Annotated in this window: 27 protein-coding genes; 15 read left to right on the plus strand and 12 right to left on the minus strand. The window is 66.7% G+C overall.

Translation table 11 applies throughout. The features are described 5' to 3' along the window. Positions 1-167 precede the first annotated feature (167 nt). The 4 genes from yegS to Q9Q79_RS18725 all read right to left on the minus strand — a co-directional run bounded on the left by yegS (position 168) and on the right by Q9Q79_RS18725 (position 2,935). Entirely contained in the window at positions 168-1,097 is a 930-nt protein-coding gene (yegS, locus tag Q9Q79_RS18710; protein WP_012481442.1) for a lipid kinase YegS, read from the minus strand. Between the two features lie 262 nt (positions 1,098-1,359). Next, on the minus strand, positions 1,360-1,842 hold the full coding sequence (locus Q9Q79_RS18715; RefSeq protein ID WP_201864012.1) for a GNAT family N-acetyltransferase: 483 nt from the start codon (positions 1,840-1,842) through the stop codon (positions 1,360-1,362). Positions 1,843-1,901: 59 nt separating this feature from the next. Beyond that, on the minus strand, positions 1,902-2,576 hold the full coding sequence (gene rpe / locus Q9Q79_RS18720; protein ID WP_005411326.1) for a ribulose-phosphate 3-epimerase: 675 nt from the start codon (positions 2,574-2,576) through the stop codon (positions 1,902-1,904). 29 nt (positions 2,577-2,605) lie between these two features. Then, on the minus strand, positions 2,606-2,935 hold the full coding sequence (locus Q9Q79_RS18725) for a DnaJ domain-containing protein (RefSeq protein ID WP_005411327.1): 330 nt from the start codon (positions 2,933-2,935) through the stop codon (positions 2,606-2,608). A gap of 144 nt (positions 2,936-3,079) precedes the next feature. On the opposite strand from Q9Q79_RS18725, the gene Q9Q79_RS18730 reads away from it, so the two are divergent. The 8 genes from Q9Q79_RS18730 (at position 3,080) to Q9Q79_RS18765 (ending at position 10,952) form a co-directional block, all read left to right on the plus strand. Beyond that, positions 3,080-4,006 carry a phosphoribosylaminoimidazolesuccinocarboxamide synthase gene (locus Q9Q79_RS18730; protein ID WP_043034284.1) on the plus strand — a complete coding sequence of 309 codons (927 nt, stop codon included), beginning with the start codon at positions 3,080-3,082 and terminating at the stop codon, positions 4,004-4,006. A gap of 201 nt (positions 4,007-4,207) precedes the next feature. Continuing rightward, a complete protein-coding gene (locus Q9Q79_RS18735) occupies positions 4,208-4,693 on the plus strand; it encodes an Mpo1-like protein (protein ID WP_005411329.1) in 486 nt (161 codons plus the stop codon). 333 nt (positions 4,694-5,026) lie between these two features. Then, positions 5,027-7,855: a monovalent cation/H+ antiporter subunit A gene (locus tag Q9Q79_RS18740; protein WP_005411330.1), complete on the plus strand. Its 2,829-nt coding sequence runs from the start codon at positions 5,027-5,029 to the stop codon at positions 7,853-7,855. After that, positions 7,855-8,247, plus strand: coding sequence for a Na+/H+ antiporter subunit C (locus tag Q9Q79_RS18745; protein ID WP_024957677.1), 393 nt, complete (start codon positions 7,855-7,857; stop codon positions 8,245-8,247). The genes Q9Q79_RS18740 and Q9Q79_RS18745 overlap by 1 nt, the downstream gene beginning before the upstream one ends. Further along, entirely contained in the window at positions 8,244-9,782 is a 1,539-nt protein-coding gene (locus Q9Q79_RS18750; RefSeq protein WP_049460382.1) for a monovalent cation/H+ antiporter subunit D, read from the plus strand. The genes Q9Q79_RS18745 and Q9Q79_RS18750 overlap by 4 nt, the downstream gene beginning before the upstream one ends. Beyond that, positions 9,779-10,285, plus strand: coding sequence for a Na+/H+ antiporter subunit E (locus Q9Q79_RS18755; protein ID WP_005411333.1), 507 nt, complete (start codon positions 9,779-9,781; stop codon positions 10,283-10,285). The genes Q9Q79_RS18750 and Q9Q79_RS18755 overlap by 4 nt, the downstream gene beginning before the upstream one ends. After that, entirely contained in the window at positions 10,282-10,566 is a 285-nt protein-coding gene (locus Q9Q79_RS18760) for a K+/H+ antiporter subunit F (protein ID WP_005411334.1), read from the plus strand. Before Q9Q79_RS18755 ends, Q9Q79_RS18760 begins: the two co-directional genes overlap by 4 nt. Next, the gene (locus tag Q9Q79_RS18765; RefSeq protein ID WP_012481450.1) at positions 10,563-10,952 is read left to right on the plus strand and encodes a Na+/H+ antiporter subunit G; all 390 of its coding nucleotides are present in this window, start codon (positions 10,563-10,565) and stop codon (positions 10,950-10,952) included. Before Q9Q79_RS18760 ends, Q9Q79_RS18765 begins: the two co-directional genes overlap by 4 nt. Positions 10,953-11,026: 74 nt before the next feature. On the opposite strand, the gene Q9Q79_RS18770 is transcribed toward Q9Q79_RS18765, so the two are convergent. After that, entirely contained in the window at positions 11,027-11,986 is a 960-nt protein-coding gene (locus Q9Q79_RS18770) for a sodium:calcium antiporter (protein ID WP_049460383.1), read from the minus strand. A gap of 73 nt (positions 11,987-12,059) precedes the next feature. After that, positions 12,060-12,716, minus strand: a complete 657-nt coding sequence (locus Q9Q79_RS18775; protein WP_012481452.1) for a hypothetical protein — start codon at positions 12,714-12,716, stop codon at positions 12,060-12,062. Positions 12,717-12,841: 125 nt separating this feature from the next. Here Q9Q79_RS18775 and Q9Q79_RS18780 point away from each other — a divergent pair, with 125 nt between their 5' ends. Next, complete coding sequence (locus Q9Q79_RS18780) at positions 12,842-13,378, plus strand: hypothetical protein (protein WP_005411338.1); 537 nt, start codon at positions 12,842-12,844, stop codon at positions 13,376-13,378. Positions 13,379-13,462: 84 nt separating this feature from the next. Here Q9Q79_RS18780 and hmgA read toward each other — a convergent pair whose 3' ends face one another. Both hmgA and hppD read right to left on the minus strand, forming a co-directional pair. After that, positions 13,463-14,761: a homogentisate 1,2-dioxygenase gene (gene hmgA / locus Q9Q79_RS18785; RefSeq protein ID WP_012481453.1), complete on the minus strand. Its 1,299-nt coding sequence runs from the start codon at positions 14,759-14,761 to the stop codon at positions 13,463-13,465. Between the two features lie 85 nt (positions 14,762-14,846). Beyond that, the gene (gene hppD / locus Q9Q79_RS18790; RefSeq protein WP_005411340.1) at positions 14,847-15,959 is read right to left on the minus strand and encodes a 4-hydroxyphenylpyruvate dioxygenase; all 1,113 of its coding nucleotides are present in this window, start codon (positions 15,957-15,959) and stop codon (positions 14,847-14,849) included. A 129-nt stretch (positions 15,960-16,088) separates the two neighbouring features. On the opposite strand from hppD, the gene Q9Q79_RS18795 reads away from it, so the two are divergent. Both Q9Q79_RS18795 and Q9Q79_RS18800 read left to right on the plus strand, forming a co-directional pair. Then, the gene (locus Q9Q79_RS18795) at positions 16,089-16,583 is read left to right on the plus strand and encodes a MarR family winged helix-turn-helix transcriptional regulator (RefSeq protein WP_043034279.1); all 495 of its coding nucleotides are present in this window, start codon (positions 16,089-16,091) and stop codon (positions 16,581-16,583) included. A gap of 374 nt (positions 16,584-16,957) precedes the next feature. After that, positions 16,958-18,013, plus strand: coding sequence for a PDDEXK nuclease domain-containing protein (locus tag Q9Q79_RS18800; RefSeq protein ID WP_201864021.1), 1,056 nt, complete (start codon positions 16,958-16,960; stop codon positions 18,011-18,013). Between the two features lie 31 nt (positions 18,014-18,044). Here Q9Q79_RS18800 and Q9Q79_RS18805 read toward each other — a convergent pair whose 3' ends face one another. The 4 genes from Q9Q79_RS18805 to Q9Q79_RS18820 form a co-directional block, all read right to left on the minus strand. Then, a complete protein-coding gene (locus Q9Q79_RS18805; RefSeq protein WP_154329636.1) occupies positions 18,045-19,184 on the minus strand; it encodes a hypothetical protein in 1,140 nt (379 codons plus the stop codon). 300 nt (positions 19,185-19,484) lie between these two features. Further along, complete coding sequence (locus Q9Q79_RS18810; protein WP_201864022.1) at positions 19,485-20,090, minus strand: thioredoxin family protein; 606 nt, start codon at positions 20,088-20,090, stop codon at positions 19,485-19,487. 19 nt (positions 20,091-20,109) lie between these two features. Continuing rightward, positions 20,110-21,609 carry an oligopeptide:H+ symporter gene (locus tag Q9Q79_RS18815; protein ID WP_049417472.1) on the minus strand — a complete coding sequence of 500 codons (1,500 nt, stop codon included), beginning with the start codon at positions 21,607-21,609 and terminating at the stop codon, positions 20,110-20,112. Between the two features lie 181 nt (positions 21,610-21,790). Continuing rightward, on the minus strand, positions 21,791-22,666 hold the full coding sequence (locus Q9Q79_RS18820; RefSeq protein ID WP_049417474.1) for a tryptophan 2,3-dioxygenase family protein: 876 nt from the start codon (positions 22,664-22,666) through the stop codon (positions 21,791-21,793). 335 nt (positions 22,667-23,001) lie between these two features. Between Q9Q79_RS18820 and pdhA the strand changes: the two genes are divergently transcribed. Genes pdhA through Q9Q79_RS18840 form a run of 4 tightly spaced genes read left to right on the plus strand, consistent with a single transcriptional unit; the run spans position 23,002 to position 26,893 of the window. After that, positions 23,002-24,084: a pyruvate dehydrogenase (acetyl-transferring) E1 component subunit alpha gene (gene pdhA / locus Q9Q79_RS18825; protein WP_111197029.1), complete on the plus strand. Its 1,083-nt coding sequence runs from the start codon at positions 23,002-23,004 to the stop codon at positions 24,082-24,084. After that, positions 24,077-25,144, plus strand: a complete 1,068-nt coding sequence (locus Q9Q79_RS18830; RefSeq protein ID WP_005414714.1) for an alpha-ketoacid dehydrogenase subunit beta — start codon at positions 24,077-24,079, stop codon at positions 25,142-25,144. Before pdhA ends, Q9Q79_RS18830 begins: the two co-directional genes overlap by 8 nt. Position 25,145: 1 nt before the next feature. Then, complete coding sequence (locus Q9Q79_RS18835) at positions 25,146-25,499, plus strand: SH3 domain-containing protein (protein ID WP_005411349.1); 354 nt, start codon at positions 25,146-25,148, stop codon at positions 25,497-25,499. After that, the gene (locus tag Q9Q79_RS18840; protein ID WP_201864024.1) at positions 25,496-26,893 is read left to right on the plus strand and encodes a dihydrolipoamide acetyltransferase family protein; all 1,398 of its coding nucleotides are present in this window, start codon (positions 25,496-25,498) and stop codon (positions 26,891-26,893) included. The genes Q9Q79_RS18835 and Q9Q79_RS18840 overlap by 4 nt, the downstream gene beginning before the upstream one ends. Positions 26,894-26,973: the final 80 nt, after the last annotated feature.

Raw genomic sequence — 26,973 nt, forward strand, 5'->3', positions numbered from 1 at the left:
GGACGGCAGGGGAACCCTGGAAAACTGAACCACGGGACGGGCGGGGCCAGCCACGGGAACCGACGACGCGGACCGGTAGAGTCGACTGTTGGTCGACTTGCGCGCGTAGCGCGGGGTTTTACGCCGTCGGAACGAAGAGCAGTCGACTAACAGTCGACTCTACCTCCCTACCCACCCAGCAACGGGCAGCCAGCCGGAAGATGCATCCGCACCCTGCCCGGCACGCACTCGATGCGGAACTGGCGGGCCTGTACCGGCTCGCCATCCAGATTGAGGGTCAGTGGGCGCTCAGATGCGATCTCCAGCCACGGCAGCCGCGCGCGCGTGGCCAGCTGTTCGAGCGCGGCCTGGGTGCCCGACTTCAGCATCTGGCCGAGCGTGGCGGTGACCTCACCCTCCAGTTCCGGAAGCACGGTGACATCCAGCAGCCCATCATCGATCAATGCCTGCGGACACAGTTGCTGGCCGCCACCGGCCTGGCGACCATTGCCGATGCCGAGCGCAATGAAGTCGCCTTCCCACGCGAAGTCCGGACCGGACAACCGTGCGGTGATCGGCTCGATGCGGCCCAGCTTGGCGATGCCGGTGATCACATAGGCCAGCCCGCCCAGCATCTTCTTCAAGCCCGCATCAGTCTCCACCGTCACCTGCGTGCCGAAGCCACCGCTGGCGAGATTGGCGCACCACCATTGGGTGCCATCGGCGTCCACGCGCAACAGGTCAATGGCGTGCGGCGTCGCCTGCCCGATCAAGGCGAAGGCCTCCTTCGGTTCGGTCGGTATGCCGGCCGCAGTCGCGAAATCGTTGGCGGTCCCCATCGGGATCAGCGCCAGCGAGGGCAGCGCATCTGCCAGCTCCTCACGATGCGCCAGTGTCTCGGCCACTGCACTGAGCGTGCCATCGCCACCGGCGGCCACGATCACATCCACGCCATGGTCGATCGCCTCGGCGACATAGCGCTCGGCGTCACCGTCCTCCCAGGTCACCCGCACTTCCAGCTGCACGCCCTGTCCGCGCCAATGGCCGACGGCGTCGCGCAACTCATCATTGCCGGCGGATTTGCCGTTGAGGATCAGGCGCCAGCGCGGGGTGGTCATGCAGAGCTTCCAGGGATGCGGTGGCACAGGCTAGCAATGCGCTGTTTGCCTGCGGTGAATGTCACGCAGATGTCATTCAGCTACCGGAGAATGGGAGTCCATAGCAGGGACGACGGATGGAGGCAGGATCAGCCTCCCACGCATGCAGCGAGGCCACGCCAGTGATTGGCGTGGCTTTTTTTTTGGGGTGTGCAGGGAGTGCGAACCAAGGTTCGCACCCACCCGGTTGGTAGATCCACGCCATGCGTGGATGCACTTCGCTTCACCCGTTGGCGAAATCGTGCAGCGCCTGGCCCTGCAGCCGGTACACCGTCCACTCGCCCTGCGGCTTCGCACCGGCAGCGGTGTAGAACTCGATGGCCGGGGTGTTCCAGTCCAGCACCGACCATTCGAAGCGACCGCAGCCCTCGGCCACGGCCTGGCGTGCGATGTACTTCAGCAGTGCCTTGCCGGCGCCCACGCCGCGCTTTTCCTGGCTGACGTAGAGGTCTTCCAGGTAGATGCCCTTGCGGCCCAGCCAGGTGGAGTAGTTGTAGAAGTACACCGCATAGCCGATGGCCTCGCCGTCGGCTTCGCAGATCAACGCGCGCGCCGTGGCATCGGCGCCGAACAGGCTCTCGGCGATGCCGATCTCATCGGTCTGTACCGAATGCTCGGCCTTCTCGTAGATGGCCAGTTCGTGGATGAAATGCAGGATCAGGCCAGCATCGGCCACGGTGGCCGGACGGATGTTCAACAGTGCCATGCGCAGATAAAGGGGACGGAGGGAATTAAACGAGATTAATCCCCTCCGTCCCCTTTTTGTCAGCGGGCGGCGGCGACGTTGGCGCGCATCTGCGCGATCACGTCCTGGTAGCTGGTCTTGGCGTTGAAGATGGCCGAGCCGGCGACAAAGGTGTCGGCACCGGCAGCCGCGATCTCGCCGATGTTGTCGGCCTTCACGCCGCCGTCGATCTCCAGGCGGATGTCCTTGCCGCTGGCATCGATCATCTTGCGCACCACCTTCAGCTTGTCCAGCGCCGAGGGGATGAAGGCCTGGCCACCAAAGCCCGGGTTGACCGACATCAGCAGCACCAGGTCCAGGTCCTCCAGCACCCAGTCGAGGATGTCCACCGGCGTGGCCGGGTTCAGCACGATGCCCGGCTTGCAGCCCAGCGAGCGGATCAGCTGGATGGTGCGGTGCACGTGGCGGCTCGCCTCCGGGTGGAAGCTGATGTAGGTGGCACCGGCCTCGGCGAAGTCCGGGATGATGCGGTCCACCGGCTCGACCATCAGGTGCACGTCGATCGGCGCGGTCACGCCGTGCTTGCGCAGCGCCTGGCAGACCATCGGGCCGATGGTCAGGTTCGGCACGTAGTGGTTGTCCATCACGTCGAAGTGGACCCAGTCCGCGCCAGCGGCGAGGACGTTGTCGACTTCCTCGCCGAGGCGGGCGAAGTTGGCGGACAGGATGGAGGGGGCGATGAGGCAGTGGGACATGGCCGGGCCTTGCAACGAGGGGAAAGGGGTCAGCGCTTGCGCAGGGTCTTGATGCGGTCGTAGGCGGCGTTGATGCGCCGCGACTTCTGCTCGGCCTGCTGCTGCAGCTCGGGGGCGGCGCCGCCAAGCTTGTCGGGGTGGTACTGCGAGATCAGCTTGCGGTAGGCGCGCTCGACCTCGGCATCGGTGGCCTCGGAGGTCAGCCCCAGCTCCCGGTACGGGTTCTCCTTGTTCAGGCGGAACCAGTCCGAATCAAAGGCATGGCCGATCAGCAGGCCGACCACCGCCCCGAACAGCGGATTGGGCCGGAACAGCAGGGCGCCGGCGATGAATCCGAGCAGTTTTCCGTACCAGCGCATGGCGCTCCGGGGTCGACCGACGAAATGGACGCTCATTTTACGTCACAGCGGGCCCGGACGGCTTTACACTAGGCCGCCCGCTGGTCAGCGGGCCCGCCGGGTCCGTTGGGCAGCAGCCGTATCGACAACGCCCCAGGAGTGCCCGTGCCAACCACGCTGTTGCAATCCGATCTCCCCGGCCTGCCCTTGCGCCATCGCGGCAAGGTGCGTGATGTGTTCGATATCCCGCGCGAGCGGCTGCCAGCCGGAACCCCGCCGGGCGAGTACCTGCTGATGGTGGCCACCGATCGCCTGTCGGCGTTCGACGTGGTCCTGCCCGACCCGATCCCGGGCAAGGGTGAGATGCTCTGCCAGGTGTCCAACTTCTGGTTCGCCAAGACCGCGCACCTGATGCCCAACCACCTGACCGGCATCGACGTGGCCAGCGTGCTGCCCGAAGGGGTGGACCCGGCCCTGTATGCCAGGCGCGCGGTGGTCACCCGCAAGCTGAAGCCGGTGCCGGTGGAAGCAATCGCCCGCGGCTACCTGATCGGCAGCGGCTGGAAGGATTACCAGCGCACCGGCAAGGTCAGCGGCATCGACCTGCCCGACGGCCTGCGCCAGGCCGAGCAGCTGCCCGAGCCGATCTTCACCCCCTCGACCAAGGCCGCTGTCGGCGACCATGACGAGAACATCGATTTCGATGCAATGGTGAAGCAGGTCGGTGCGGAACTGGCCGAGCGCGTGCGCGACGCCACCCTGCGCATCTACAAGTTCGCCGCCGATTACGCCCGCGAGCGCGGCATCATCCTGGCCGATACCAAGTTCGAGTTCGGTACCGACGCCGATGGCCGCCTGTACATCATGGACGAGATGCTGACGCCGGATTCCTCGCGCTACTGGCCGGCCGACGAGTACGAAGTGGGCACCAGCCCGCCGAGCTACGACAAGCAGTTCGTGCGTGATTACCTGGAGACGCTGGACTGGGGCAAGACCGCCCCGGGCCCGACCATCCCGGCCGAGATCATCGAGCGCACCCGCGCCAAGTATGCCGAGGCACTGCAGCGCCTGGCCGGGATCAGCGTCGACTGATGCGCCTGCGCCCCCGGCCGGAAAGGCGGGGGGCGCGTTCGGTAGTGCCGGCCGCTGGCCGGCAACCTCGCGAACACCTGCAGCCAGGCATGGCCTGGCTCTGGTAGTGCCGGCCGCTGGCCGGCAACCTCATGAACTCGGCTATGCTCTGGAGTGCCGGCCAGCGGCCGGCACTACCGTTGTCCGAGGAAGCAACGCAGCATGCAGACATCCACCGAGCTTGCGCGGCCGATCGACCGCTATTTCGCCAGCTACTCCGACGACCACCGCAATGTGATCAACCAGCGCATCCACGTGGTGGCGGTCCCGGCGATCCTGTGGTCGGTGGTGGCCCTGCTCTGGTGCCTGCCGCCGCTGATCACCTGGTTCCAGTACGGCATCTGGTCGGCGTTCGCGATGTTCAGCGCCTGGTGCTTCTACAACAAACTGTCGCGCCCGCTGGGCATCGGCATGCTCATCCAGTTCTTCGTGTTCGGCTGCCTGTGCCGCCTGCTGGAGGCCGAAATCGGCCTGCACAACCTGTTCTGGCTGGCGGTGGGCGTGTTCGTGGTGGCCTGGATCGCGCAGTTCATCGGCCACAAGTTCGAGGGCCGCAAGCCCAGCTTCCTGACCGACCTGACCTACCTGCTGATCGGCCCGGCCTGGGTGATGGCCAAGTTCTACCGCAAGCTCGACTGGCGCTACTGACCTGCCCAGGGTCGACGGCGCCCCTCGTTTCCTGAACGGGCAGATTCCATCACCCGCACTCCACGACGGCCCTGCCAGCCTGCGCCGGTGATCCGCTCCCCACTTCCCGCCCGTCGACGGCAGCCCCTGTGCGACAGGGCCTGCGGTCTCCCTGCGTGGGCGTAGGGCGTCCCCCGAGGGCAACCGGGGAGGGACTGCAGCAACGCGATGTTGCGTCGCAGAAAATATGAATCAGCGGACGTTACATGCAATTGATCGCTGTTCGATGGGTTTCAGCGACATTTCGCAGCCTGTTATCCTCCCTGACCTGCTCGTGAATCATGGATTCCCTGCATGCTCCCCAGCCTGCCCCTGCTGCTGGCCCTGCCGTTCCTGATGGCAGCGGCTGTTGCGGCCTTCCCCCGTAGTTCGCGCTCGACTGCTGCCTGGCTGGCGGCGCTGGCGCCGTTGGGCGGACTGGCCATCCTCGGCTGGCTGACCCCGTCCGTACTCGACGGCCAGGTGGTGCGGACGATGGTCCCTTGGCTGCCGCAGATCGGCCTGGACTTCACCCTGCGCCTGGACGGGCTGGCGTGGATGTTCGCCGGGCTGGTGCTGGGCATCGGCGCGCTGGTGGTGCTGTACGCGCGCTACTACCTGAGCCAGCAGGACAACGCGCACCGCTTCTACTGCTACCTGCTGCTGTTCATGGGCGCCATGCTGGGCATGGTGCTGTCGGGCAACCTGCTGTTGCTGATGATCTTCTGGGAAATGACCAGCATCAGCTCGTTCCTGCTGATCGGTTTCTGGTCACATCGCCAGGACGCGCGCGAGGGCGCGCGGATGGCGCTGGTGATCACCGGCGGCGGCGGCCTTGCGCTGCTCGGTGGCGTACTGCTGATCGGGCGCATCGTCGGCAGCTTCGACCTGGACGTGGTGCTGGCCGCCGGCGAGCAGATCCGCGCCAGCGCGCTGTACCCGTACGCGCTGTTCCTGGTGCTGGCGGGCATCTTCACCAAGAGCGCGCAGTTCCCGTTCCATTTCTGGCTGCCGCACGCGATGGCCGCGCCCACTCCGGTCTCTGCCTACCTGCACTCGGCCACCATGGTGAAGGCCGGTGTGTTCCTGCTGGCGCGCCTGCATCCAGCGCTGGCCGGCAGCGACCTGTTCTTCTACACGGTCAGCGGCATCGGTGCGATCACGCTGTTGATCGGCGCCTGGAACGCGATCTTCCAGCACGATCTGAAAGGCCTGCTGGCTTATTCGACCATTTCCCATCTGGGCCTGATCACCCTGCTGTTCGGCCTGTCCACGCCGATGGCGGTGGTGGCCGGTGTGTTCCACATCCTCAACCACGCCACCTTCAAGGCCTCGCTGTTCATGGCCGCCGGCATCATCGACCATGAGACCGGCACCCGCGACATGCGCAAGCTGGGCGGCCTGCGCAGGCTGATGCCGTTCACCAGCGCGCTGGCGATCATCGCCTCGCTGGCGATGGCCGGCATCCCGCTGCTCAACGGCTTCCTGTCCAAGGAAATGCTGTTTGCCGAGGCGATCACGGCCGGAGGCCCGGGAATCATGCGCACGGCGGTGTCGATCGCCGCATTGCTGGCTGGCGTATTCGGGGTGGCCTACAGCCTGCGCTTCGTGCACGACACCTTCTTTGGCCCCGGCCCGCACGACCTGGATCGCGTGCCGCATGAGCCGCCGCGCTGGATGAAGGTACCGGTGGAACTGCTGGTGGTGATCTGCGTGGCAGTTGGCATCGCCCCGGCACTGACCGTGGCACCGGTGCTGCATGCCGCTGCGGCGTCGATCCTCGGCAGCGCCATGCCCGAGTACAGCCTGGCGGTATGGCACGGCTTCAACCTGCCGCTGGCGATGAGCGCGATCGGCGTGATCGGCGGCGTGGCGCTGTACTTCGGCCTGCGCAAGCTGATCAACCTGCATGCCGTGACCAACGTCAGCACTGGCCGCAATGTGTTCCATGCACAGCTGGATGCCGTGTCCGCACTGGCCATGCGCCTGACCAACGGCATCGCCAACGGCAGCCTGCAGCGCATGCTGCTGGGCCTGGTGCTGGTGGCGATCGCAGTTGCCGCTGCGCCATTCGTGGCAGATCCGGCGTCGCCAAACTGGACCGCGCCGCAGCCGATGCCGCTGCTGGGCTGGGCGTTGTGGCTGGTGATGATGGCCTGCGCCGTGGCCACCCTGCGCATCTACAAGCAGCGCCTGCTGGCGGTGCTGCTGGTCGGCGGCGTCGGCCTGATGGTGGCGCTGACCTTCGTGTTCCTGTCCGCACCCGACCTGGCCCTGACCCAGCTGCTCGTGGAGATGGTGACCCTGGTGCTGATGCTGCTGGGCATGAACTACCTGCCCGCGCAGTCCGGGCCGGAACGTCCGCGCTGGCGCAAGCGCCGCGATGCGGTGATCGCGATCATCGCCGGCGCCGGGCTGGGTGCGCTGGCCTATTCGGCGATGACCCTGCCGCCGAACACCATGGCCGGCGAACTGCTCGCCCGTGCGTTGCCCGAGGCCTACGGCCAGAACGTGGTCAACGTGATCCTGGTCGACTTCCGCGGCTTCGATACCTTCGGCGAGATCACCGTGTTCGGCATCGCCGCGCTGGTGGTGCACGCACTGCTGCGGCGCACGCGGATGGCACCGGAACAGATCATGCCCGGCCCGCCGATCAAGCTGCCGGTGCCGGCCGACCTGGCGCAGATCATGTTCCCGCTGACGCTGACCGTGTCGATCTTCCTGTTCCTGCGCGGCCACAACGCACCGGGCGGCGGCTTCATCGCCGGCCTGGTGCTGGCGGTGCCGCTGCTGATCCAGTACGTGATCCAGGGCACCGCGTCGGTGGAATCGCGCTTCGGCTTCGACTACATCCGCTGCATCGGCATGGGCCTGCTGATCGCCCTGCTCAGCGGCAGCGCCTCGATGCTGTTCGGCGTGCCGTTCCTGACCAGTGGCCACCTCGACCTGCACCTGCCATTGATCGGCGACGTGCCGCTGGCCAGCGCGATCGGTTTTGACATCGGCGTGTATCTGGTGGTGTTCGGCGGCGCCATGCTGATGCTGTCGATGATGGGCACGATCAAGCCGTCGCGTACCCGCGCTGCCCGCAAGGGTGAGATCGACCTGCAACGCCGTTCGGCCCGCACCGGGGAGATGCACTGATGGAACTGGCCCTGGCTACCGCGATCGGCGTGCTGACCGCCATCGGCATCTACCTGCTGCTGCGTGCGCGCAGCTTCGACGTGATCCTCGGCATGACCTTCCTGTCCTACGCCACCAACCTGCTGATCTTCGCCGGTGGCCGCGTGGTGCTGGGCAAGGCGCCGGTGCTGCAGGAGGGCGTGGACAGCCACCTGGGCAACTACACCGACCCGCTGCCGCAGGCACTGGTGCTGACCGCGATCGTGATCGCCTTCGCGATGACCGCAGTGAGCATCGTGCTGGCCATGCGCAGCCGCAGCGACAACCACAGCGACCATGTGGACGCCCACGAGCCCGACGACGACCTGCAGGATGAGAACGCATCGGCGCGCCAGGGCGAGGATCGCGCATGAACCATCTGGTGATCCTGCCGATCCTGATTCCGCTGCTCGGCGCCGCGCTGTCGCTGTTCGTCGAACACCGCCGCTACGGCCCCAGGGTGCAGCGCGCGGTCGCGTGGACCTCGCTGTCGGCGCTGGCGCTGGCGGTGGGCCTGCTGTTCGCGTCGACCGCGGGCGGTGACATCAACGTCTACCTGCTGGGCGACTGGCCGTCGCGGCTGGGCATCGCGCTGGTGGCCGACCGGCTGTCGGCATGGATGCTGCTGACCACCCTGCTGCTGGCCATTCCCTGCCTGCTGCACGCCTGCTCGGGTTGGGACCGCCGCGCACCGCACTTCCATGCACTGTTCCAGTTCCAGCTGGTCGGCCTCAACGGCGCGTTCCTGACCGGCGACATCTTCAACCTGTTCGTGTTCTTCGAGGTGATGCTGATCGCCTCCTACGGCCTGCTGCTCAGCGGTGGCCGCGGCCTGCGCATGCGCATCGGCCTGCACTACGTGGTGTTCAACGTCACCGCCTCGACCCTGTTCCTGATCGCGCTGGGCCTGCTGTACGCCACGCTGGGTTCGCTGAACATGGCCGAGCTGTCGCAGCGCATTGCCGCGGTGCCGCCGACGCAGCTGACCCTGGTGAAGGCCACGATGGGCCTGTTGCTGCTGGTGTTCTGCGCCAAGGCCGCGCTGATGCCGCTGTACCTGTGGCTGCCGGAAGCCTATTCGCGCGCGCCGGCCGCAGTGGCGGCGCTGTTCGCGATCATGACCAAGGTCGGCCTGTATTCGGTGCTGCGCATCCAGATGCTGTGGTTCGGCGACGATGCCGGCGCGATGGCCGGCTATGGCCGCGACTGGCTGCTGTGGGCCGGCGTGGCGACGCTGGTGCTGGGCGGGCTCGGCGCCCTGGCCGCGACCCGCCTGCGCGTACTGATTTCCTACCTGGTCATCGTGTCGGCAGCCACGCTGTTCATCGCCTTCTCGGTGGGCACGCCGCAGGTGCTCTCGGCCGGCCTGTACTACCTGCCGCACAGCAGCTTCGTGGCCGCTGCGCTGTTCCTGGTTGCCGACCTGATCCGCCGCCGCCGTGGTGGCGCCAGCGACCGCAAGGAGGTGGTGGCGCCGATGCCGGGCAAGGAAACGCCGGCGGTGCTGTTCCTGATCGGGGCAGTGTCGGTGGCCGGCCTGCCGCCGCTGTCCGGCTTCCTGGCCAAGGCCGCGCTGCTGGCCGGCATGCCGGCGCAGCAGTACACCGGCCCGGTCTGGACCGCCGTGCTGGTCAGCAGCCTGCTGGTGATCATGGGCCTGACCCGCGGCGGCATCCGCCTGTTCTGGCGCGTGCCGCCGGTCGATCCCGATGCACCGAAGCCGCGCAAGGCTCCCCTGCGCCGGGTAGAACTCTACGCCGCCTGCCTGCTGCTGGCCTACGGCATCGGCATGACCGTGGCCGCGGCACCGTTGATGCGCTACACCGACGCCACCGCCGCACAGCTGCTGCAACCCAGCGAGTACGTGCAGCAACTGCGTGCGACCACGCCGGAGATCCGCCAGCCATGACCGCCCAGCGCTCCCTGTTCCGTCGCCTGATTCCCTCGCCGATGCTCAGCATCATGGTGGTGGCGTTCTGGCTGCTGATGTCCGACAGCTTCACCCTCGGCCAGATCGTGCTGGGGCTGCTGCTGGGCGTGGTGGTGCCGCTGTTCGCCGCGCGCCTGGACCGCGAGTTCGCCCGTATCGGCACCCTGCGGCCACTGCCCAGGCTGGTGTGCGTGACCCTGTGGGACATCCTGATGTCCAACATCCGCGTCGCCCTGCAGGTGCTGGGCCCGGAAAAGAACATCCACCCGGGTTTCATCTGGCTGCCGCTGGACATCGCCAACATCCACGGCATCGCCGCGCTGACCAGCATGATCACCCTGACCCCGGGCACGGTCTCGGCCGCGCTCAGCGACGACCGCAAGTTCCTGCTGGTGCATGTGCTGCACCTGGAGGACCCACAGGACCTGATCGATACGATCAAGCGCCGTTACGAGGCGCCGTTGATGGAGATCTTCCCATGACCGGTTTTGAAGTCATCCAGACCACCCTGGTGGTGTGCATGCACGTGGTCGGCCTGGCCATGCTGCTGGCCACCTGGCGCCTGCTGCGCGGGCCGACCGTGCCCGACCGCATCCTTGCGCTGGATACCCTGTCGGTGACCGCGATCGCCGAGCTGATGCTGTTCGGCATGTACCTCAATTCGCCGATCTACTTCGAGGCGGCGCTGATCATTGCCATGCTCGGCTTTGGCAGCACCGTGGTGCTGAGCAAGTTCGTGCTGCGCCGGGACATCGTCGAATGATCACCGCGATCCAGATCGGCCTGTCGATCCTGCTGCTGTTCGGCTGCTTCTTCATCCTGGTCGGCGCACTGGGCCTGGTGAAGCTGTCGACCTTCTTCAAGCGCCTGCACGCGCCGACCAAGGCCAGCACGCTGGGCGTGGGCTGCGTGCTGGTGTGCTCGGTCTGCTACCACATCTTCCTCGGCCAGGACCCGCAGCCGCGCGAGCTGCTGATCACCGTGTTCCTGTTCATCACCGCACCAATCAGCGCGCACATGATGGCCAAGGCCGCGCTGTCGCTGCTGATGGAGACCCGCCCCACCCTGCCAGGCAACGAACGTGCCGCCGAGGAGCAGCTGCCGCCGCCAGAGCCGGTGCGGGAAGAAGAAACCACGCAGAACCGTTAGTGCCGGCCGCTGGCCGGCAGTGGCAAGGGTTCCGTCAGAGGCAGTGAGGTTGCCGGCCAGCGGCCGGCACTACCTCATGCCGCGCCGACCAGCAGCAGCTCCAGCACGAACCAGCCGACAAACGCGACCAGCAGGATCACACCTTCGCCGCGGCTGATCTTCAGGTCGCCACGCAGCATCGGGTACAGCACCAGCGCGAACGCCAGCAGCGCCGGCAGTTCCAGGCGCACGAACGAGGCCGGCAGCGCCAGCGGCTGCAGCACGGCCATCGCACCGATCACCAGCAGCAGGTTGACCACGCTGGAACCCAGCACGTGGCCCAGCACCATGTCGCCATGCCCGCGACGCGCGGCGGCGATGGCGGTGGCCACCTCCGGCAGTGCGGTACCGATCGCCACCGGCAGCAGGCCGACCAGCAGCGGCGTCCAACCCAGGGCGACGCCAAAGTCGGCGGCGGCGCCCACCACCAGGCGCGCGCCCCAGTACAGCGCCAACGCGGCAATCAGCACGCGCAGCACGTTCAACGGCAGGCTGGTGCGGCTCAGTGCGGACTCGGCGATGGCCACCTGCACCTCGGCGCTCTCGCTACGACCACGGCGCAGCAGCAGCACCTGCACCACGATGAAGCCGGCCAGCAGTATGCCGCCCTCCCAGCGTGCCAGGCCGCCATCAAGCCCGAACAGGATCAGCAGCACACCCGCCGCCAGCAGCGACCACCACAGCACCGTCTGCAGGCGCGCGCGCAGCAGCAGGGGCGCAGCCATGGCCGCCACGGCCAGGGTCACGCCCAGGTTGACGATGCTGCTGCCCACTGCGTTGCCCAGTGCCAGCTCCGGTTGGCCCACCGCCAAGGCGCGCGCGTTGACTGCCAGTTCCGGCAACGAGGTGGTCACCCCGAGCAGCAACAGCCCGGCAGTGAATGGGCTGGCGCCGAAACGCTGGGCCAGGCCGGACACGGCCTTGATGATGGAGTCCCCGCCCAGCGCCAGCAGCAGCAGGCCGAGCAGGAACCAGGCAATGGCAATGGCGATCATCGAGCACTCCCCCAGCGGTCGTGGCGCGATTCTACGCCTGGCCCGTACGCGCGGCTGGGCCGTGGATCAAGGATCAGCCACAGCCTTCCGCATAATCGACCTGCGGGGTCTGTCCGACGCGCCAGGCACCCACCCGGCCATCGGCACCGAGTGCGAAGTCGATCACCGCCCCGCCCTCCTGCGCCGGGCGCACGCGCAGGTGCTGGGCCTTCTCGTCATACTTGTCGGGGCCGACGTCCGCGCGCTCGGGATACAGCACCTGCAGCTCACCCAGGGTCATGCCGACCTTGCCACCGCCCGGTGCGGTGATGGCGGCGCTGCGCACGTCGTAGCGCACCAGCTTGCGGCCCTCGATCATCAGGCGCGGATCTTCGGCATCCTGCGGGCGCAGGAAGTAGCAGCCGTCGTTGCTGTCGTCAGCCGGCAGTGGCTTGCCGGCCGCATCGGTGCCCAGACCCTGCAGCGGCGTGCCGAAGCCGGCACGGACCTCGGCGATGCCGGCACCCAGCTTCGCCCCAGCGAAGCCATCCAGGCGCGCGGGACTGTCCTCGCGACGGTCATTGGCTGGACGGGTGGCCAGGTCGGGATCCGTCGACTGCGCGGGTCCGGTCGCCGAGGCGGTTTCCGCCGGGGTGTCGCTGCCGCTGCCGGCCGCCCCCTGCTTGTCGGGGCCAGCACTGCAGGCGGTGAGCGAAAGGAGCAACAGACCAGCAAGCGGAAGGTGCTTCATCGGTGCGGTTCCCTGGCACAAGGATGGCTGCACGCTAGCCCATCCGGTGTGCAGGCGCTGCATTGTCATCGCGGTTTCATCGCCTTCGTTCAGGCTCGGCGAGCACCGACCTGGCCGTCCCTTCCATGCAACCGCGCAAGACCGATCTCGCCCGAACCGCGCTGCAGGCCCACCGCGCGCCGCTGGACATGCGCCAGCGCCGGCTGCTGATCCTGTGCGACGGCCAGCGTACCGTCGCCGACCTGACCGGTCTGCTCGGCCAGGAAGCACCGGCGATGGTCATCCAGCTGGTACAGGCGGGGTACCTGAGCACCGGCACGGGCGCCACGACCCCAGCACCGTCGACCGCAGCCGCGGTGGCGCCGGTGCCCACGCCGCCGGCAGCGACACCTGCTGCACCCGCGGTCGAACGCCGGCGCTCACTGGTGGCAGCGCGCATCTACGTGCTGGGCATCCTGGAAATGCAGCGGCATCCACAGGCGGCGGCGCTGTTCCGCGACCTGCAGCAAGCGCGTGCGGAGGACGAGGTGCTGCAGCGACTGCAGTCGGCAATGCAGCTGCTGCCCACGCTCACTTCGGATGGCTATTGCCAGCGCGTACGGCAGCGCCTGCTGGAGGCGTTGCCATTGGAGCATTGCGACGCGTTCGCCGAGGTCGCCTGAAGAAAAAGGGGACGGAGGGGATTAAGTCGTTTCAGGCACACGTGTGCTGATTGCGGCTTAATCCCCTCCGTCCCCTTTTTAGGGTCAGCGGAAGTTATTGCGCAGGCCGTTCCAGCACTGCTGGTAATCGCCCTGGCGGTGGCCGGCGGCCAGCGCCTGTGCGGTCGGGCGGATCACTGCGCGGGTCTCGAACATGAAGGCCATCGTGTCCTTGATCACATCGGCCTTGGACAGATCGGCACTGGAGGCCTTGTCGAAGGTCGGCGCGTCCGGGCCGTGACCACTCATGCAGTTGTGCAGCGAGGCGCCACCCGGGACGAAGCCTTCGGCCTTGGCATCGTAGGCGCCATGCACCAGGCCCATGAACTCGCTGGCGATGTTGCGGTGGAACCACGGCGGACGGAACGTGTTCTGCGCCACCAGCCAGCGCGGCGGGAAGATCGCAAAGTCCATGTTGCTGGTGCCCGGGGTGTCGCTGGGCGAATGCAGCACCAGGAAGATCGACGGATCCGGGTGGTCGTAGCTGATCGAACCGATGGTGTTGAAGCGGCGCAGATCGTAGCGGTACGGCGCGTAGTTGCCGTGCCAGGCCACCACGTCCAGCGGCGAATGGTCGATCGGCGCACGCCACAGGCGGCCCTCGAACTTGGCGATCAGTTCGAAATCGCCATCGACGTCCTCGAACGCCGCATGCGGGGTCTCGAAGTCGCGCGGATTGGCCAGGCCGTTGGACCCGATCGGGCCGAGGTCGGGCAGCTTCAGCAGCGCACCGTAGTTCTCGCAGATATAGCCGCGGCTGGGGCCATCGGGCAGTTCAACGCGGAAGCGCACGCCTCGCGGGATCACCGCGATCTGCTGCGGCTCGATCTCGATCACGCCCAGCTCGGTCAGCAGGCGCAGCGCGCCCAGCTGCGGCACGATCAGCAGCTCGCCGTCGGCGTCGTAGAAGTAGCGGCCGACCATGTCGCGGTTGGCAGCGTATAGGTGGATGCCCACGCCGGCATGCGCATCGGGCGAGCCGTTGCCACCCATCGTGTACAGGCCTTCGACAAAATCGGTCGGCAGCTCCGGCAGCGGCAGCGGGCTCCAGCGCAGCTGGTTCGGTGAAGCCGGCTGTGCGCCGAAATCACACTGCAGCTGCGACTGCGCGAACGGGGTGAACTCGCCATGGGTCACCGCCGGGCGGATCCGGTACAGCCAACTGCGGCGGTTGCTGCCACGCGGCGCGGTGAAGGCGGTGCCGGTCAACTGTTCGGCGTACAGGCCGTGGGCCACCTTCTGCGGTGAGTTCTGCCCGACCGGCAGCGCGCCGGCAACGGCCTCGGTGGCGAATTCGTTGCCGAAGCCGGACTGGTAGCCGCGGGCGGTGATGGCGGGGGACATGGGAACTCCAGAGATTGCCGGCCAGCGGCCGGCACGACCATTCGGACAGGCAATGCCGGCGGGACGCCGACATTGCCTGCAGACCTTACAGCACGCCGCGGCGGATCTGGTCGCGCTCGATGCTCTCGAACAGTGCGGTGAAGTTGCCTTCGCCGAAGCCTTCGTTGCCCTTGCGCTGGATGATCTCGAAGAAGATCGGGCCGATGCAGTTCTGGGTGAAGATCTGCAGCAGCTTGCGCTGGTGGGTTTCCGGATCCGCATCGATCAGGATCTTGTTCTTCGCCAGGCGCGGCACGTCTTCACCGTGGTTCGGCACGCGCTGGTCGATCACGTCGAAGTAAGTCTCCGGCGTATCGAGGAAGTCCACGCCCTGCGCGCGCATCGCTTCGACGGTCTCGTAGATGTTCTCGGTGAAGCAGGCGATGTGCTGGATGCCCTCGCCCTTGTACGCGTCCAGGTATTCGTTGATCTGGCTCTTCGGGTCGGACGATTCGTTCAGCGGGATGCGCACGATGCCGTCCGGCGCGGTCATCGCCTTGGACACCAGGCCGGTCTTCAGGCCCTTGATGTCGAAGTAGCGGATCTCGCGGAAATTGAACAGGCGCTCGTAGTAGTCCGACCACTGCTGCATGTTGCCGAAATACAGGTTGTGGGTCAGGTGGTCGATGAAGGTCAGGCCGAAGCCCACCGGGTGCAGGTCGGCACCGGCGATCGGCTCGTAGTCGCCGTCGTAGATGCTGCCGGCGCTGCCGTAGCGATCGACCAGGTACAGCATGCAGTCGCCGATGCCCTTGATGACCGGCGCGCTGACCGCCTTGCTGTCCGGCTTGAAGGCGATGGCTTCGGCGCCGTTGCCCAGCGCGGTCTGGTAGACCTCCTGGCCCGGCTTCTTGAAGCGGATGGCGAAGCCGCAGGCGCACGGACCGTGCTTCTCGGCGAAGTCGGCGGCGAACGAATCGGGGTCCTCATTGACCAGGAAGTTGACGTCGCCCTGGCGATAGACGGTAATCGGACGCTGCTTGTGCTTGAGCACCGCGCTGAAGCCCATCTTCCGGAAGTACTCGTGCAGCTCCTGGCCACGGCCGGCCGGGGCGGCGAATTCGACGAACTCGAAGCCGTCGATGCCCATCGGGTTCTCGAAGGTGGTGACCTGCATGCCGGGGTTGGGATGCGAGGCGGTCGGGACTGCGGTATTCATGGCGTGGCTCCGAATCGGTACCGCATCGGTACAAACCAGGTGCGGGCAGGTAGGGACCCGGCGAGAATGCAGGGTCTGGACCTACCCCTTATAGTTACACTTGAAACCACCAGCAAGGTGCACCGCAACATGAGCCCCGCCGATCCCGTTTCGACCCGCCTGCGTTCCTCGCACGTCCTGCTCGACCTGGAACAGTTCCTGCCGTATCGGCTGAGCGTGCTGTCCAACCGGGTCAGCGGCAACATCGCCAAGCTATACGGCGATCGTTACGGTCTGGCGATTCCCGAATGGCGGGTGATCACCATCCTGGCGCTGTACCCGGGCTCCTCGGCCAGCGAGGTCTCCGACCGCACGGCGATGGACAAGGTGGCGGTCAGCCGCGCCGTGGCCCGCCTGCTGGAGCGCGGCTTCATCAAGCGCGAGACCCACGGCGACGACCGCCGCCGCTCGGTGCTGGCGCTGTCGGCAGCCGGCTTCGAGGTGTACGAGACCATCGCGCCGATGGTGATCGAGATCACCCGCAAGCTGATGTCGGTGCTGAGCGAAGAGGAAGAGCAGGTGCTGGAGAAGCTGATCCTGCGCCTGGCCGGCGAAGGCCTGGAACGGATGGGCGAAGGGGTCTGAAAGAAAAAGGGGACGGAGGGGATTAAGTCGTTTTGGGCCCCAAGTCGCGGGTGCCGACCCCGGCCGGTAGCGGAACAGTGGCTGGGCGATTGTCGTCCACTCCCTTTGATCTGACGGGACCCGCTCTTTGGCGGACTGCGGACCGACCGCAAACGATGCCATCGGACGCATTCACCTTCCGCAGATCCCGCCCTGAAGTGTCGCCCTCGCCCAGCGGCATTTCCGCATTGGCCCGATACGGCCCGTTTCCGCCAGGCTGGTGTATCGAAACGGGCTGATCCAGTGAATTCTCCTATTGGACTGCTCACGTGTGCGGCCGGACGGTACACGTTCAACGGGTACAGCCCGGCCATCCACATCGAACGGGCTCCCTCATGGATGACTCGCGTTCAACGTCGCCGCATGGCCAGGAATTGCTGGCCGATCTCAGAGAGCTGATCTGCGCAGCGCGCAGCAGGATGCACAGGTCCATCAACGCCGAGTTGACGCTGCTGTACTGGCGAATCGGTCGTCGCATCCATGTTGACCAGATGGCTGGGCGACGTGCGCGCTACGGAGAGGTTCTCTTCACCCGGATCGCCAAGGCGCTGTCTGCCGAGTTCGGCACATCCTTCGGTGAGAAGAGCCTGCGCCGGATGGTGCAGTTCTCCATCGCATTTGCAGACGAGCAGATTGTCGTATCGCTGATACGACAATTGAGCTGGACCCATTTCATCGCGCTGATCCCACTGGCGGACCCACTCAAGCGCGACTTCTATGCACAGATGGCCGCCACCGAGGGCTGGAGTGTACGTACGCTGCGCCAGCGCGTCGATTCGATGCTGTATGAGCGCACGGCACTCTCCAGTCAGCCAGAGCAGACCATCGCCGAAGAGTTGGCGGCACTGCGCGGCAACCAGCAGCTGTCTCCAGGGCTGGTACTGCGTGATCCCTACGTACTGGACTTTCTTGGCCTCAAGGACAGCTGGGACGAGCAGGACCTTGAAACCGCGATCCTTCGCGAGATGCAGGGCTTCCTGCTTGAACTTGGCACGGGCTTCAGTTTCGTCGCCCGCCAGAAGCGCATCCAGATCGACGGCGATGACTTCCACCTGGACCTGCTGTTCTACAACCGGCGCCTGCGCAGACTAATTGCCATCGAGTTGAAGATCGGCGAGTTCAAGCCGGCCTACAAGGGACAGATGGAACTCTATCTGCGCTGGCTGGACCGGTACGAACGTGAGGACGGCGAGCAGGCGCCGTTGGGCATCATCCTCTGCACAGGGAAGAAGGCGGGCCAGATTGAATTGCTGGAGCTGGACCGCTCAGGCATCCATGTTGCGGAGTACCTGACCACGCTGCCCTCCCGTGAGGTCCTCAAGCAAAGATTGCAGACTGCCATGGAGCGGGCGCGGCAGCAGCTGCAGACCGCGGCGCCCGGCCTCCCGTAGATCTACGCCACGCGCGGATGGCGTTCATGCTTCAGCTCAGATGCTTGCGCCGTGCATGGATCCACGGCACCGCGAGCGCCGCGATGGCACCACCGGCGAAGCCGAGGGAAGCCGCAACCGTGGCGGCTTCGACTGCCCCCGGCAGCGCCAGCGCTGCCGCCACCAGCAGCAGCGACGGCAGGCCGACGAAGGTGCCCAGGAAGAAATGCCAACGCGGTGACCAGGTATTGAGCTGCAGCAGGCTGACCGGTTGCCAGGCTTCCGAGGCGGCGTCCTCGGCGATCTTCGCCACCGCCTTGGCCAGGTCCACTTCCGGCAGCGCGCGCCCCTGCCGTGCGGTCGCCAGCAGCTCGGCTACGGCCTCCACCGGCGGGAAACTGGACGGCCACGCGACCGGCGCCGGCACGCCATACGCGGTCAGCACCGGCACGCTCAGCCACGGCGCCACCAGCGGGCGCATGCGACGGCGGCCATGCACGCACCAGATCTGTTGATGCCCATGCGCGGTGACGCTGTACAGCGCCAGTTCGTTGGCCGGCGGGTAGCCGAGCATGGTCACCCGCGCGGCCAGGCTGTCCTGCCCCATCGCGCGCAGGAAGCCGGGGCGGCTGCGCCCTTCCTGCATCCACGCCAGTCCCAGCGCACCCACCAGATAGGCCTCGGCCACGTCCTTGCTGCCAGCGGTGGCGCGTTCGTCGCTGGCCAGGTACCAGGCCAGCGATTTCGGTTCGGCGACATCGTCCAGGCCCCAGCGGCTGTCGTCTCCCAGCACATGGCGCACCGGCAGGCGCGCGGGAGCGGTTTCGCCACGTTCGCCGGGTTGCAGGAACGGCAGCACGCCCTGGATGAAGGTGGACAGCTCGATCGCACGCACGCCGTGCCCCTGCCACTCCGGTGGCAGCAGCCCGGCCAGCTGGCCGTCGGCGGCCAGCGCATCAAGCCGGGACTTCTGCTCGACCAGCTTCTGCACCGCCCCCTTCAGCACCACGTTGTCGGGCAGCGCGATCTGCGGCAGGCGATGACGCGGCGGCGCCAGGTCGACGGTGGCCTCGCCGGTTCCGGTGTCATCCAGCAGCGCCTCCTGCGGCGGCAAGGTTACGCCCTCGCCTGCTCCACCCTCGGCCAACTCACTGGCGGGTTCGGGCAGTCGTTCGGCGTGGTCGCTGTGCATGGGCGTTCCGGAAGGTTGCATCGACGGGATGTCGACTGAGGTCCTTGCCGGTAACGGCGAGCGCGTTGCGATATTGAGATGCCGATTCCGGGAATGTGACCGCAACCACAGTAGATCCATGCCATGCGTGGATGCACTTCTGTGCCGACCAACGGTCGGCACCCACCGGGATGGCGGTCAACGGTCGGCACACACCGGGGATGGCGGTCAGCGGTCGGCACCCACCCACCACCACTCCTGCCGGTCAGCGGTCGGCACCCACCCACCACCACCCCTGCCGGCCAGCGGCCGGCACTACCCCTATTCCGGTTTGTCAGGCGCCCATTGTTTCAGGAACGCGCTCACCCGTGCCGGCTGGAAGGCTTGGCCCCTGCGCAGTTCGCCGGTGGCCTGCGAGACCAGCAGGCTTCCATCGGCATCGAGTACCAGCATGTATGGGTAGTCGCGCTCCATCACCGGGAACTGGGCGAAGAAGGCGGTGTTGGGCTGCTCGTCGCTGGCGTTGACCTTCACCCACACGTAGTGGGCATCGCGGAAGCGACGCAGGTCGCCGTTGCCTTCCACCACATCGTCCAGCGCCCGGCAGCGCTCGCAGGCGGCGTTGCCGACCTCCAGCAGGATGCGCTTCTTGCCCCGCTGGGCTTCCACCTTGGCGGTGGCCAGATCATCGGCGGGGTTGCGGGCCGGGTCGAACTGCGCACCGAGCCCGGCGATGGCGGCGATGTCTGCCGCCACCGGGGTGTTGCCCGAGGCCACCGGTTCGCTGGGGTCAGCGACCGGTGGCTCGGTGGGTCGGGTATCCAGGGGCTGCGTGGGCTCGGCGGTGGCAGGCGGTTGCGGTTGGGAACAGGCGCCGATCAGCGCCGCACAGACCACCACTGCCGCAGTACCGAGCTTGCTACGCATGCCTTCTACCCTCTCATCATTACTTGACGCCGTGCATCAGCTTGTTGATCAGCGGGGCGATCAGGAACAGCACCACGCCGGAGCCGATCAGGGCCCAGAACCCGAAGGTATACCCCTTCAGGGCCGACTCGACCGTCATGCCGCCTTCACCACTGACCACGCCAGCGAAGATGCCCGACAGGTTGTTGCCGATGCCGGTGGACAGGAACCAGCCGCCCATGCCGAAGCCGACCAGGCGCACCGGGGCCAGCTTGGTCACCATCGACAGGCCGATCGGCGACAGGCACAGCTCACCCACCGACTGGATGACGTAGACCATGAACAGGGTCCAGAACGGGATCTTGCCGTCCACGACCATCTGCGACAGGGCGAACATCAGCAGCGCGAAGGCGGCGCCGTTGAACAGCAGGCCCAGGCCGAACTTGCGCGGGATGGACGGATTGGCGCGGCCCATGGCCACCCAGATCCAGGCGATCACCGGGGCCAGGGTGATGATCGCCACCGAGTTGACCGACTGGAACCACGCGGTCGGGAAGGTCCAGTCACCGAACTGGCGGTTGACGATGTTCTCGGCCAGGAAGGTGAACGAGCTGCCGGCCTGTTCGAAGAACATCCAGAACATCACGTTGAAGGCGAAGATGATCAGCATCGCGATCACGCGGTCGCGCTGCACCTTGCCCTCGCGGATGCCCTCGACCAGCAGCAGGATGGCCAGCGCGGTGAACATCGCGCCCAGGATCCAGGCCAGCGCGGTGGCGCCGGTGGCCAGCAGGAAGTACGCAACCGGGATGGCGACCACGGCACCGACCAGCACCATGATGATGCGGCCGAAACCTTCAGCGCCGGCCGGCGGTGCACCGATGCCCTTCAGGCCGGCGCGACCGATGTAGAACCACACCAGCGAGATCAGCATGCCCACGCCCGAGGCAATGAACACGACCTTGTAGGACGGCATCGCGTCGGTACCGAAGACCTTGCGGGCCAGGTACTCGGTCAGCACCGGGGCGATCATCGCGCCGATGTTGATGCCCATGTAGAAGATGGTGAAGCCCGAATCACGGCGCTCGTCCTTCAGGCCATACAGCTTGCCGACCATGGTCGAGATGTTGGGCTTGAACAGGCCGTTGCCGACGATGATCGTGGCCAGGCCGAGCTTGAAGATGTGCTCCTGCGGCAGCGAGATCATGAACAGGCCGGCGGCCATGATGATCGCGCCGGTCAGGATCGAGCGCTGGTAGCCCAGTACCCGGTCGGCCACGTAGCCACCGAAGATCGCCGCGGCGTACACCAGGGCCAGGTAGGCGCCGTAGATGCGGCTGGCGTCGCCTTCACCGGCAGCGCTGCCGTTGTAGAACTGGGCGACGATGTACAGCACCAAGGCCCAGCGGATGCCATAGAACGCAAAGCGCTCCCAGAACTCGGTCATGAACAGCATCCACAACGGGCGCGGGTGGCCCAGCGTGGTCTTGAAGTCCGGCAGCGCCGGCTCTGGGGTGTTCGCAGTGGCGTTTACGCTCATGCGGATTTCCTGGTTCGGTGGATGACGAGCACGTCCGGTGTGCAGATGGAGCAACGCGCGAGGATCACCGACTTCTGGCGTTCACGTCAAATACACGCCGTTTGAGGCAGGTGCCAGCCTGCTCCCTGAACTTGCATCTGAAACGATCCAGCCACCGGCCGGGATCCAAGCTGAATACGGATCAGCCCTGTTCTGCCGGGGGCGCGGCCTGCAGGCTGGTCCGCACCTGGAACAGTTCGGGGAAGAAGGTCAGTTCCAGCGCCTTGGCCAGGAAGCCCACGCCGGACGAGCCGCCGGTGCCGCGCTTGAAGCCGATCACCCGCATCACGGTGCGCATGTGTCGGAATCGCCACAGCTGGAAGGCGGTCTCCAGGTCCACCAGGTCCTCGCACAGCGAGTACTCGCGCCAATAGCGGTCGGTGTCCTGGTAGATGCGTTCGAAGACCGGCTGCAGTGCGTCGTCGGCCACATGCGGCTGGGTCCAGTCATGAGCCTCGTACACCGCCGGCACCGCATGGCCGAAGCGGGCCAGGTACTTCAGGAATTCCTCGTACAGGCTGGGCGCCTCCAGCACGGTGCGCAGCTGCGCCTGCCCGGCCGCATCGTGCTCGAACACCTGCAGCATCTGCGCGTTCTTGTTGCCCAGCAGGAACTCGATGTAGCGGTACTGCAGCGACTGGAAGCCCGAGGACGGGCCCAGCACGTCGCGGAAGCCCATGTACTCGGACGGCGTCAGCGTTTCCAGCACCGACCACTGCTCGGTCAGCTGGCGCAGCACCTGCTTGCTGCGCGCCAGCACCTTGCGGCACTGCCAGACTTCATCGCGCTGCAGGAAGCCGATTGCGGCACGCAGCTCATGGCCCAGCAGCTTCAGCCACAGCTCCGAGGTCTGGTGCTGGATGATGAAGAGCATCTCGTCATGGTGCGGCGGGTTGGACAGCGGCTGCTGCGCGCTGAGCAGCTGGTCCAGCCGCAGGTAGCCGCCGTAGGTCAGGCGTCCCTGCAGGTCGGTGTGGATGCCGGCTTCGAGATCGCGTTGGTTGTTGTCGACGGACATGGGCGGGACCAGATCGGGGGCGGCAAGGGTAGCGCGTTGCCGCCGCGCTGGCAGCCGCCAGATCCATACCCGGGCGTGCGGTTGGCCGTGGAGCATCGGCCGATCCCGGGCCTGCGCGTGGAACCGTCCAGGGCGTTGTACTGGCGGTCAGCCAGAGGCGTATTCTGATGCTTTGCAGCAACGACTGAATACGTTGTTGTTATTGGCCCCCCACCCGCCGGCAGGGGTAAAACGGGGAATCGCCGTGTTGCGGCGCAGGAAGGCTATTCCGTACGCGTTCCTTAACATGGCGATTCATATCATTTGTAACTTCTCTGTCGAAGGTGCAGTACGCAATGACGGTTGCCGCTGAATTCAAGATCGAATACCTGCAGTACCTGGATACGGACGGCACGCTCGTCCGCGATGACCTGCCCGCGTCGCTGCGCGACCCCAAGGTCCTGGTACCGCTGTTCAAGCAGATGCTGTTCGTACGTACGTTCGACAGCAAATCCATCGCGCTGCAGCGCACCGGCAAGCTCGGCACCTATGCCGCCTGCCTGGGCCACGAAGCCGCGCACGTGGGTATCGGCGCTGCGATGCAGAAGGACGACGTGTTCGCGCCTTCGTACCGCGAGTATGGCGCGATGTTCATGCGTGGCGTGCGTCCGCACGACGTGCTGATGTACTGGGGCGGCGACGAACGCGGCAACGATTACGGCGGCAACGCGGCCAAGGACTTCCCGTTCTGCGTGCCGATTTCCACCCAGTGCCTGCATGCCGCAGGCGCGGCGCTGAAGTTCAAGCTCAACAAGGAAGCGCAGATCGCGGTGGCCGTGTGCGGCGACGGCGGCAGCTCCAAGACCGACTTCTACGCAGCACTGAATTCGGCCGGCGCCTACAAGCTCCCGCTGATCCTGTGCATCGTCAACAACGGTTGGGCCATCTCGGTTCCGCGTTCGGCCCAGACCGGTGCCGAAACGCTGGCGCAGAAAGGCCTGGCCGGTGGCCTGCACTGCCTGCAGGTGGACGGCAATGACCTGATCGCGGTGCTGGCGGCAATGGAGCAGGCGCGCGAACGTGCGCTGGCCGGCGACGGCGGCACCGTGCTGGAACTGATGACCTATCGCCTGTCCGACCACACCACTGCCGATGACGCGCGCCGCTACCGTGACGACGCCGAAGTGAAGGATGCCTGGCAGCGCGAGCCGATGCTGCGCCTGCGCAAGTACCTGATCAACGCCGGTGTGTGGAGCGAGGACGAAGAGACTGCCTGGGTCGCCGAGTGCGGCACGCGCGTGGACGAGGAAGTGAACCTGTACCTCAACACGCCGGTGCAGCCGGTCGAGGCGATGTTCGACTTCCTGTATGCCGATCCGCCGCCGGACCTGCTGGCCCAGCGTGCCCAGGCGATCGCCCTGGAGAAGCGCCATGGATGAGATCAAGAACGGCGCGCCCGGCGCGCACACCAACGCCGCCGACAGCGCTGCGGTCGCGCGCGGAGAAGAGAGCATGACCACCACCCCGATCACCCTCATCGAAGCCATCACCCAGGCGCTGGCCTGGGAGCTGGAACACGACCCGTCGGTGCTGGTGCTGGGCGAAGACGTGGGCGTCAACGGCGGCGTGTTCCGCGCCACTGCCGGTCTGCAGCAGCGCTTCGGCTCGGACCGCATCCTCGACACCCCGCTGGATGAAACCACCATCGCCGGCCTGACGATTGGTCTTGCCGCGCAGGGCATGAAGCCGGTGGCCGAAGCCCAGTTCGATGGCTTCATGTACCCGATGGTCGACCATATCGTCTGCCACGCCGCACGCCTGCGTTACCGCACGCGTGGCCGCCTGCACTGCCCGATGGTGCTGCGCGTGCCGTGGGGCGGTGGCATCCGCGCGCCGGAACACCACAGCGAAGCCAACGAGGCGATCTTCACCAACGTGCCGGGTCTGCGCGTGGTGCTGCCGTCGTCGCCGCAGCGCGCCTACGGCCTGCTGCTGGCCGCGATCCGCGAACCGGATCCGGTGATCTACATGGAGCCCAAGCGCATCTACCGCCAGTACAAGGAAGTGGTCGTCAACGACGGCGAAGCCTTGCCGCTGGACGTCTGCTTCGTGCTGCGCGACGGCACCGACGTGACCCTGGTGACCTGGGGCGCGCAGGTGAAGGAAGCGCTGGAAGCGGCCGACAAGCTGGCCGGCGAAGGCATCAGTGCCGAAGTCATCGACGTGGCCACGCTGCGTCCGCTGGACTTCGCCACCATCGCCGAATCGGTGGCCAAGACCGGCCGCTGCGTGATCGTGCAGGAGGCCCCGAAAACCGCGGGCTTCGGCGCCGAGATCGCCGCGCGCCTGGCCGAGGAATCGATCTACGACCTGCTGGCCCCGGTCGAGCGCGTCACTGGCTACGACACCCACATTCCGCTGTTCCGCCTGGAAATGAAGTACCTGCCGAGCGTTGAGCGGATCGTGGCTGCGGCCAAGCGCGCGGTGGCGGCCGGCTGACATGCGGGCCCGCCTTCTGGGGGCTTACCGCAGCCAGTATCCCAACCCGCTCCGGTTCCACACCGGCCAGATCGTCGAAGTAGGTGTCCGTGACGAGGAATGGCCGGCGTTTGCCTGGGTACGCACCAACGATGGGCGCGCTGGATGGGCGCCCATCGCCTGGTTGCAGCTGCTGGACGAGGGTCGCGCCGAAGCGCTGTGCGACTACGACGCCCGCGAGCTGGATGTGGAAAGCGGCGAGATGGTGAAGCTTCATCACGAACACGGCGGGTGGTGGTGGTCCGAGCGCGCCAATGGCGCGACGGGTTGGCTGCCGGCCCGCGAACTGGAACTGCTGGAAGAGAACTGCAAATGAGCCAGACCAAGAACTTCAACCTGCCCGACCTGGGCGAAGGCCTGCCGGACGCGACCATCGTCGAGTGGTTCGTCAAGGAAGGCGATGTGATCAAGCTGGACGAGCCGCTGGTGTCGATGGAGACCGCCAAGGCCGTGGTGGAAGTGCCCTCGCCGTTCTCCGGCAAGGTGCTGAAGCTGTCCGGCGGTGCCGGCGACATCATCCCGACCGGCTCGGTGCTGGCCAGCTTCGAACTGGACCCGAACCTGCCGCAGCGTGCCGATGGCCAGGACACCGGCCACAGCCATGGTCATGCCGCACCGGCCGCGCCGGCTGCCGCACCGACCCCGCCGCCGCTGCCGGCTGCGGCCGCTCCGGTTGCCGCAGAGGAAGCCAAGCCCGCCGCTGCCGAGCGCGATGATGCCGGTACTGTGGTCGGCGCCATGCAGAGCTCCAACGCCGTGCACGCCGAACAGGCGCTGGCCGTCGGTGGCGTCAAGGCCGTGCCGGCCGTGCGTGCGATGGCGCGCAAGCTGGGCGTGGACCTGAGCCGCGTGGCCGCTACCGGCACCGATGGCGCGGTCACCATGGCCGACGTCAAGCAGGCTGCCGCCAACGGCACCGCCAAGCTCGGCGGTGCTCCGGCACCGGTTGCCGCTGCTGCCTATGCCGCGCCGGCCCCGGCGCAGGTGTCTGCCCCGGTGCAGAGCGAAGCCCGCACCCCGCTGTCCGCCGCCGGCAAGCCGATGCGCACCCAGCCGCCGGGCGTGGTCGCCAAGGGCCAGCCGGAACCGCTGAAGGGCGTGCGCCGCAACATGGCACGCGTGATGGCCGATGCGCACAGCAAGGTGGTGCCGACCACGCTGAACGACGACGCCGACATCCACGCCTGGCTGCCGGGCAACGACGTCACCGCGCGCTTGGTGCGTTCGATCGTGGTCGCCGCGCAGAAGGTGCCGGCGATGAACGCCTGGTTCGACGGTGAAGCGTTGACCCGCACCCTGCACGCACAGGTGGACATCGGCATCGCCGTGGACACCGACGACGGCCTGTTCGTGCCGGCGTTGCGCAATGCCGACATGCTCGATGCACGTGGCATCCGCGAAGGCGTCAACCGCCTGCGCGAGCAAGTGGAATCGCGTTCCATCGCCGCCTCGGAACTGAGCGGCTACACCATCTCGCTGTCCAACTTCGGCATGTTCGCCGGCCGCTACGCGACCCCGGTCGTGGTGCCGCCGTGCGTGGCCATCGTCGGTGCCGGCCGTGCCCGCCACCAGATGACCCCGGTGATGGGCGGCGTGGAAGCGCACAAGGTGATCCCGCTGTCGGTCACCTTCGACCACCGCGCGGCCACCGGCGGCGAAGCGGCGCGCTTCCTGCGCGCGATGATGGACGACCTGGCACTGGCCAGCTGATCGGCCACCTGACCGGTAGGTGCCAACCGTTGGTTGGCACATGACTTGGAGAAAACGCCGGGCATTGCCCGGCGTTTTTT

Source organism: Stenotrophomonas sp. a6, assembly GCF_030913325.1.
Lineage (GTDB): Bacteria > Pseudomonadota > Gammaproteobacteria > Xanthomonadales > Xanthomonadaceae > Stenotrophomonas > Stenotrophomonas maltophilia.

Coding starts and splice junctions, on each gene's coding strand:
- rpe (WP_005411326.1), bottom strand. CDS start 2,576: ATGTCCCACTGCCTCATCGCCCCCTCCATCCTGTCCGCCAACTTCGCC.
- Q9Q79_RS18735 (WP_005411329.1), top strand. CDS start 4,208: ATGCAGACATCCACCGAGCTTGCGCGGCCGATCGACCGCTATTTCGCC.
- Q9Q79_RS18740 (WP_005411330.1), top strand. CDS start 5,027: ATGCTCCCCAGCCTGCCCCTGCTGCTGGCCCTGCCGTTCCTGATGGCA.
- Q9Q79_RS18755 (WP_005411333.1), top strand. CDS start 9,779: ATGACCGCCCAGCGCTCCCTGTTCCGTCGCCTGATTCCCTCGCCGATG.
- Q9Q79_RS18765 (WP_012481450.1), top strand. CDS start 10,563: ATGATCACCGCGATCCAGATCGGCCTGTCGATCCTGCTGCTGTTCGGC.
- yegS (WP_012481442.1), bottom strand. CDS start 1,097: ATGACCACCCCGCGCTGGCGCCTGATCCTCAACGGCAAATCCGCCGGC.
- Q9Q79_RS18750 (WP_049460382.1), top strand. CDS start 8,244: ATGAACCATCTGGTGATCCTGCCGATCCTGATTCCGCTGCTCGGCGCC.
- Q9Q79_RS18770 (WP_049460383.1), bottom strand. CDS start 11,986: ATGATCGCCATTGCCATTGCCTGGTTCCTGCTCGGCCTGCTGCTGCTG.
- Q9Q79_RS18715 (WP_201864012.1), bottom strand. CDS start 1,842: ATGGCACTGTTGAACATCCGTCCGGCCACCGTGGCCGATGCTGGCCTG.
- Q9Q79_RS18810 (WP_201864022.1), bottom strand. CDS start 20,090: ATGCGTAGCAAGCTCGGTACTGCGGCAGTGGTGGTCTGTGCGGCGCTG.
- Q9Q79_RS18800 (WP_201864021.1), top strand. CDS start 16,958: ATGGATGACTCGCGTTCAACGTCGCCGCATGGCCAGGAATTGCTGGCC.
- Q9Q79_RS18725 (WP_005411327.1), bottom strand. CDS start 2,935: ATGCGCTGGTACGGAAAACTGCTCGGATTCATCGCCGGCGCCCTGCTG.
- pdhA (WP_111197029.1), top strand. CDS start 23,002: ATGACGGTTGCCGCTGAATTCAAGATCGAATACCTGCAGTACCTGGAT.
- Q9Q79_RS18795 (WP_043034279.1), top strand. CDS start 16,089: ATGAGCCCCGCCGATCCCGTTTCGACCCGCCTGCGTTCCTCGCACGTC.
- Q9Q79_RS18805 (WP_154329636.1), bottom strand. CDS start 19,184: ATGCACAGCGACCACGCCGAACGACTGCCCGAACCCGCCAGTGAGTTG.
- Q9Q79_RS18745 (WP_024957677.1), top strand. CDS start 7,855: ATGGAACTGGCCCTGGCTACCGCGATCGGCGTGCTGACCGCCATCGGC.
- Q9Q79_RS18840 (WP_201864024.1), top strand. CDS start 25,496: ATGAGCCAGACCAAGAACTTCAACCTGCCCGACCTGGGCGAAGGCCTG.
- Q9Q79_RS18815 (WP_049417472.1), bottom strand. CDS start 21,609: ATGAGCGTAAACGCCACTGCGAACACCCCAGAGCCGGCGCTGCCGGAC.
- Q9Q79_RS18775 (WP_012481452.1), bottom strand. CDS start 12,716: ATGAAGCACCTTCCGCTTGCTGGTCTGTTGCTCCTTTCGCTCACCGCC.
- Q9Q79_RS18780 (WP_005411338.1), top strand. CDS start 12,842: ATGCAACCGCGCAAGACCGATCTCGCCCGAACCGCGCTGCAGGCCCAC.
- Q9Q79_RS18820 (WP_049417474.1), bottom strand. CDS start 22,666: ATGTCCGTCGACAACAACCAACGCGATCTCGAAGCCGGCATCCACACC.
- hmgA (WP_012481453.1), bottom strand. CDS start 14,761: ATGTCCCCCGCCATCACCGCCCGCGGCTACCAGTCCGGCTTCGGCAAC.
- Q9Q79_RS18830 (WP_005414714.1), top strand. CDS start 24,077: ATGGATGAGATCAAGAACGGCGCGCCCGGCGCGCACACCAACGCCGCC.
- Q9Q79_RS18835 (WP_005411349.1), top strand. CDS start 25,146: ATGCGGGCCCGCCTTCTGGGGGCTTACCGCAGCCAGTATCCCAACCCG.
- Q9Q79_RS18760 (WP_005411334.1), top strand. CDS start 10,282: ATGACCGGTTTTGAAGTCATCCAGACCACCCTGGTGGTGTGCATGCAC.
- hppD (WP_005411340.1), bottom strand. CDS start 15,959: ATGAATACCGCAGTCCCGACCGCCTCGCATCCCAACCCCGGCATGCAG.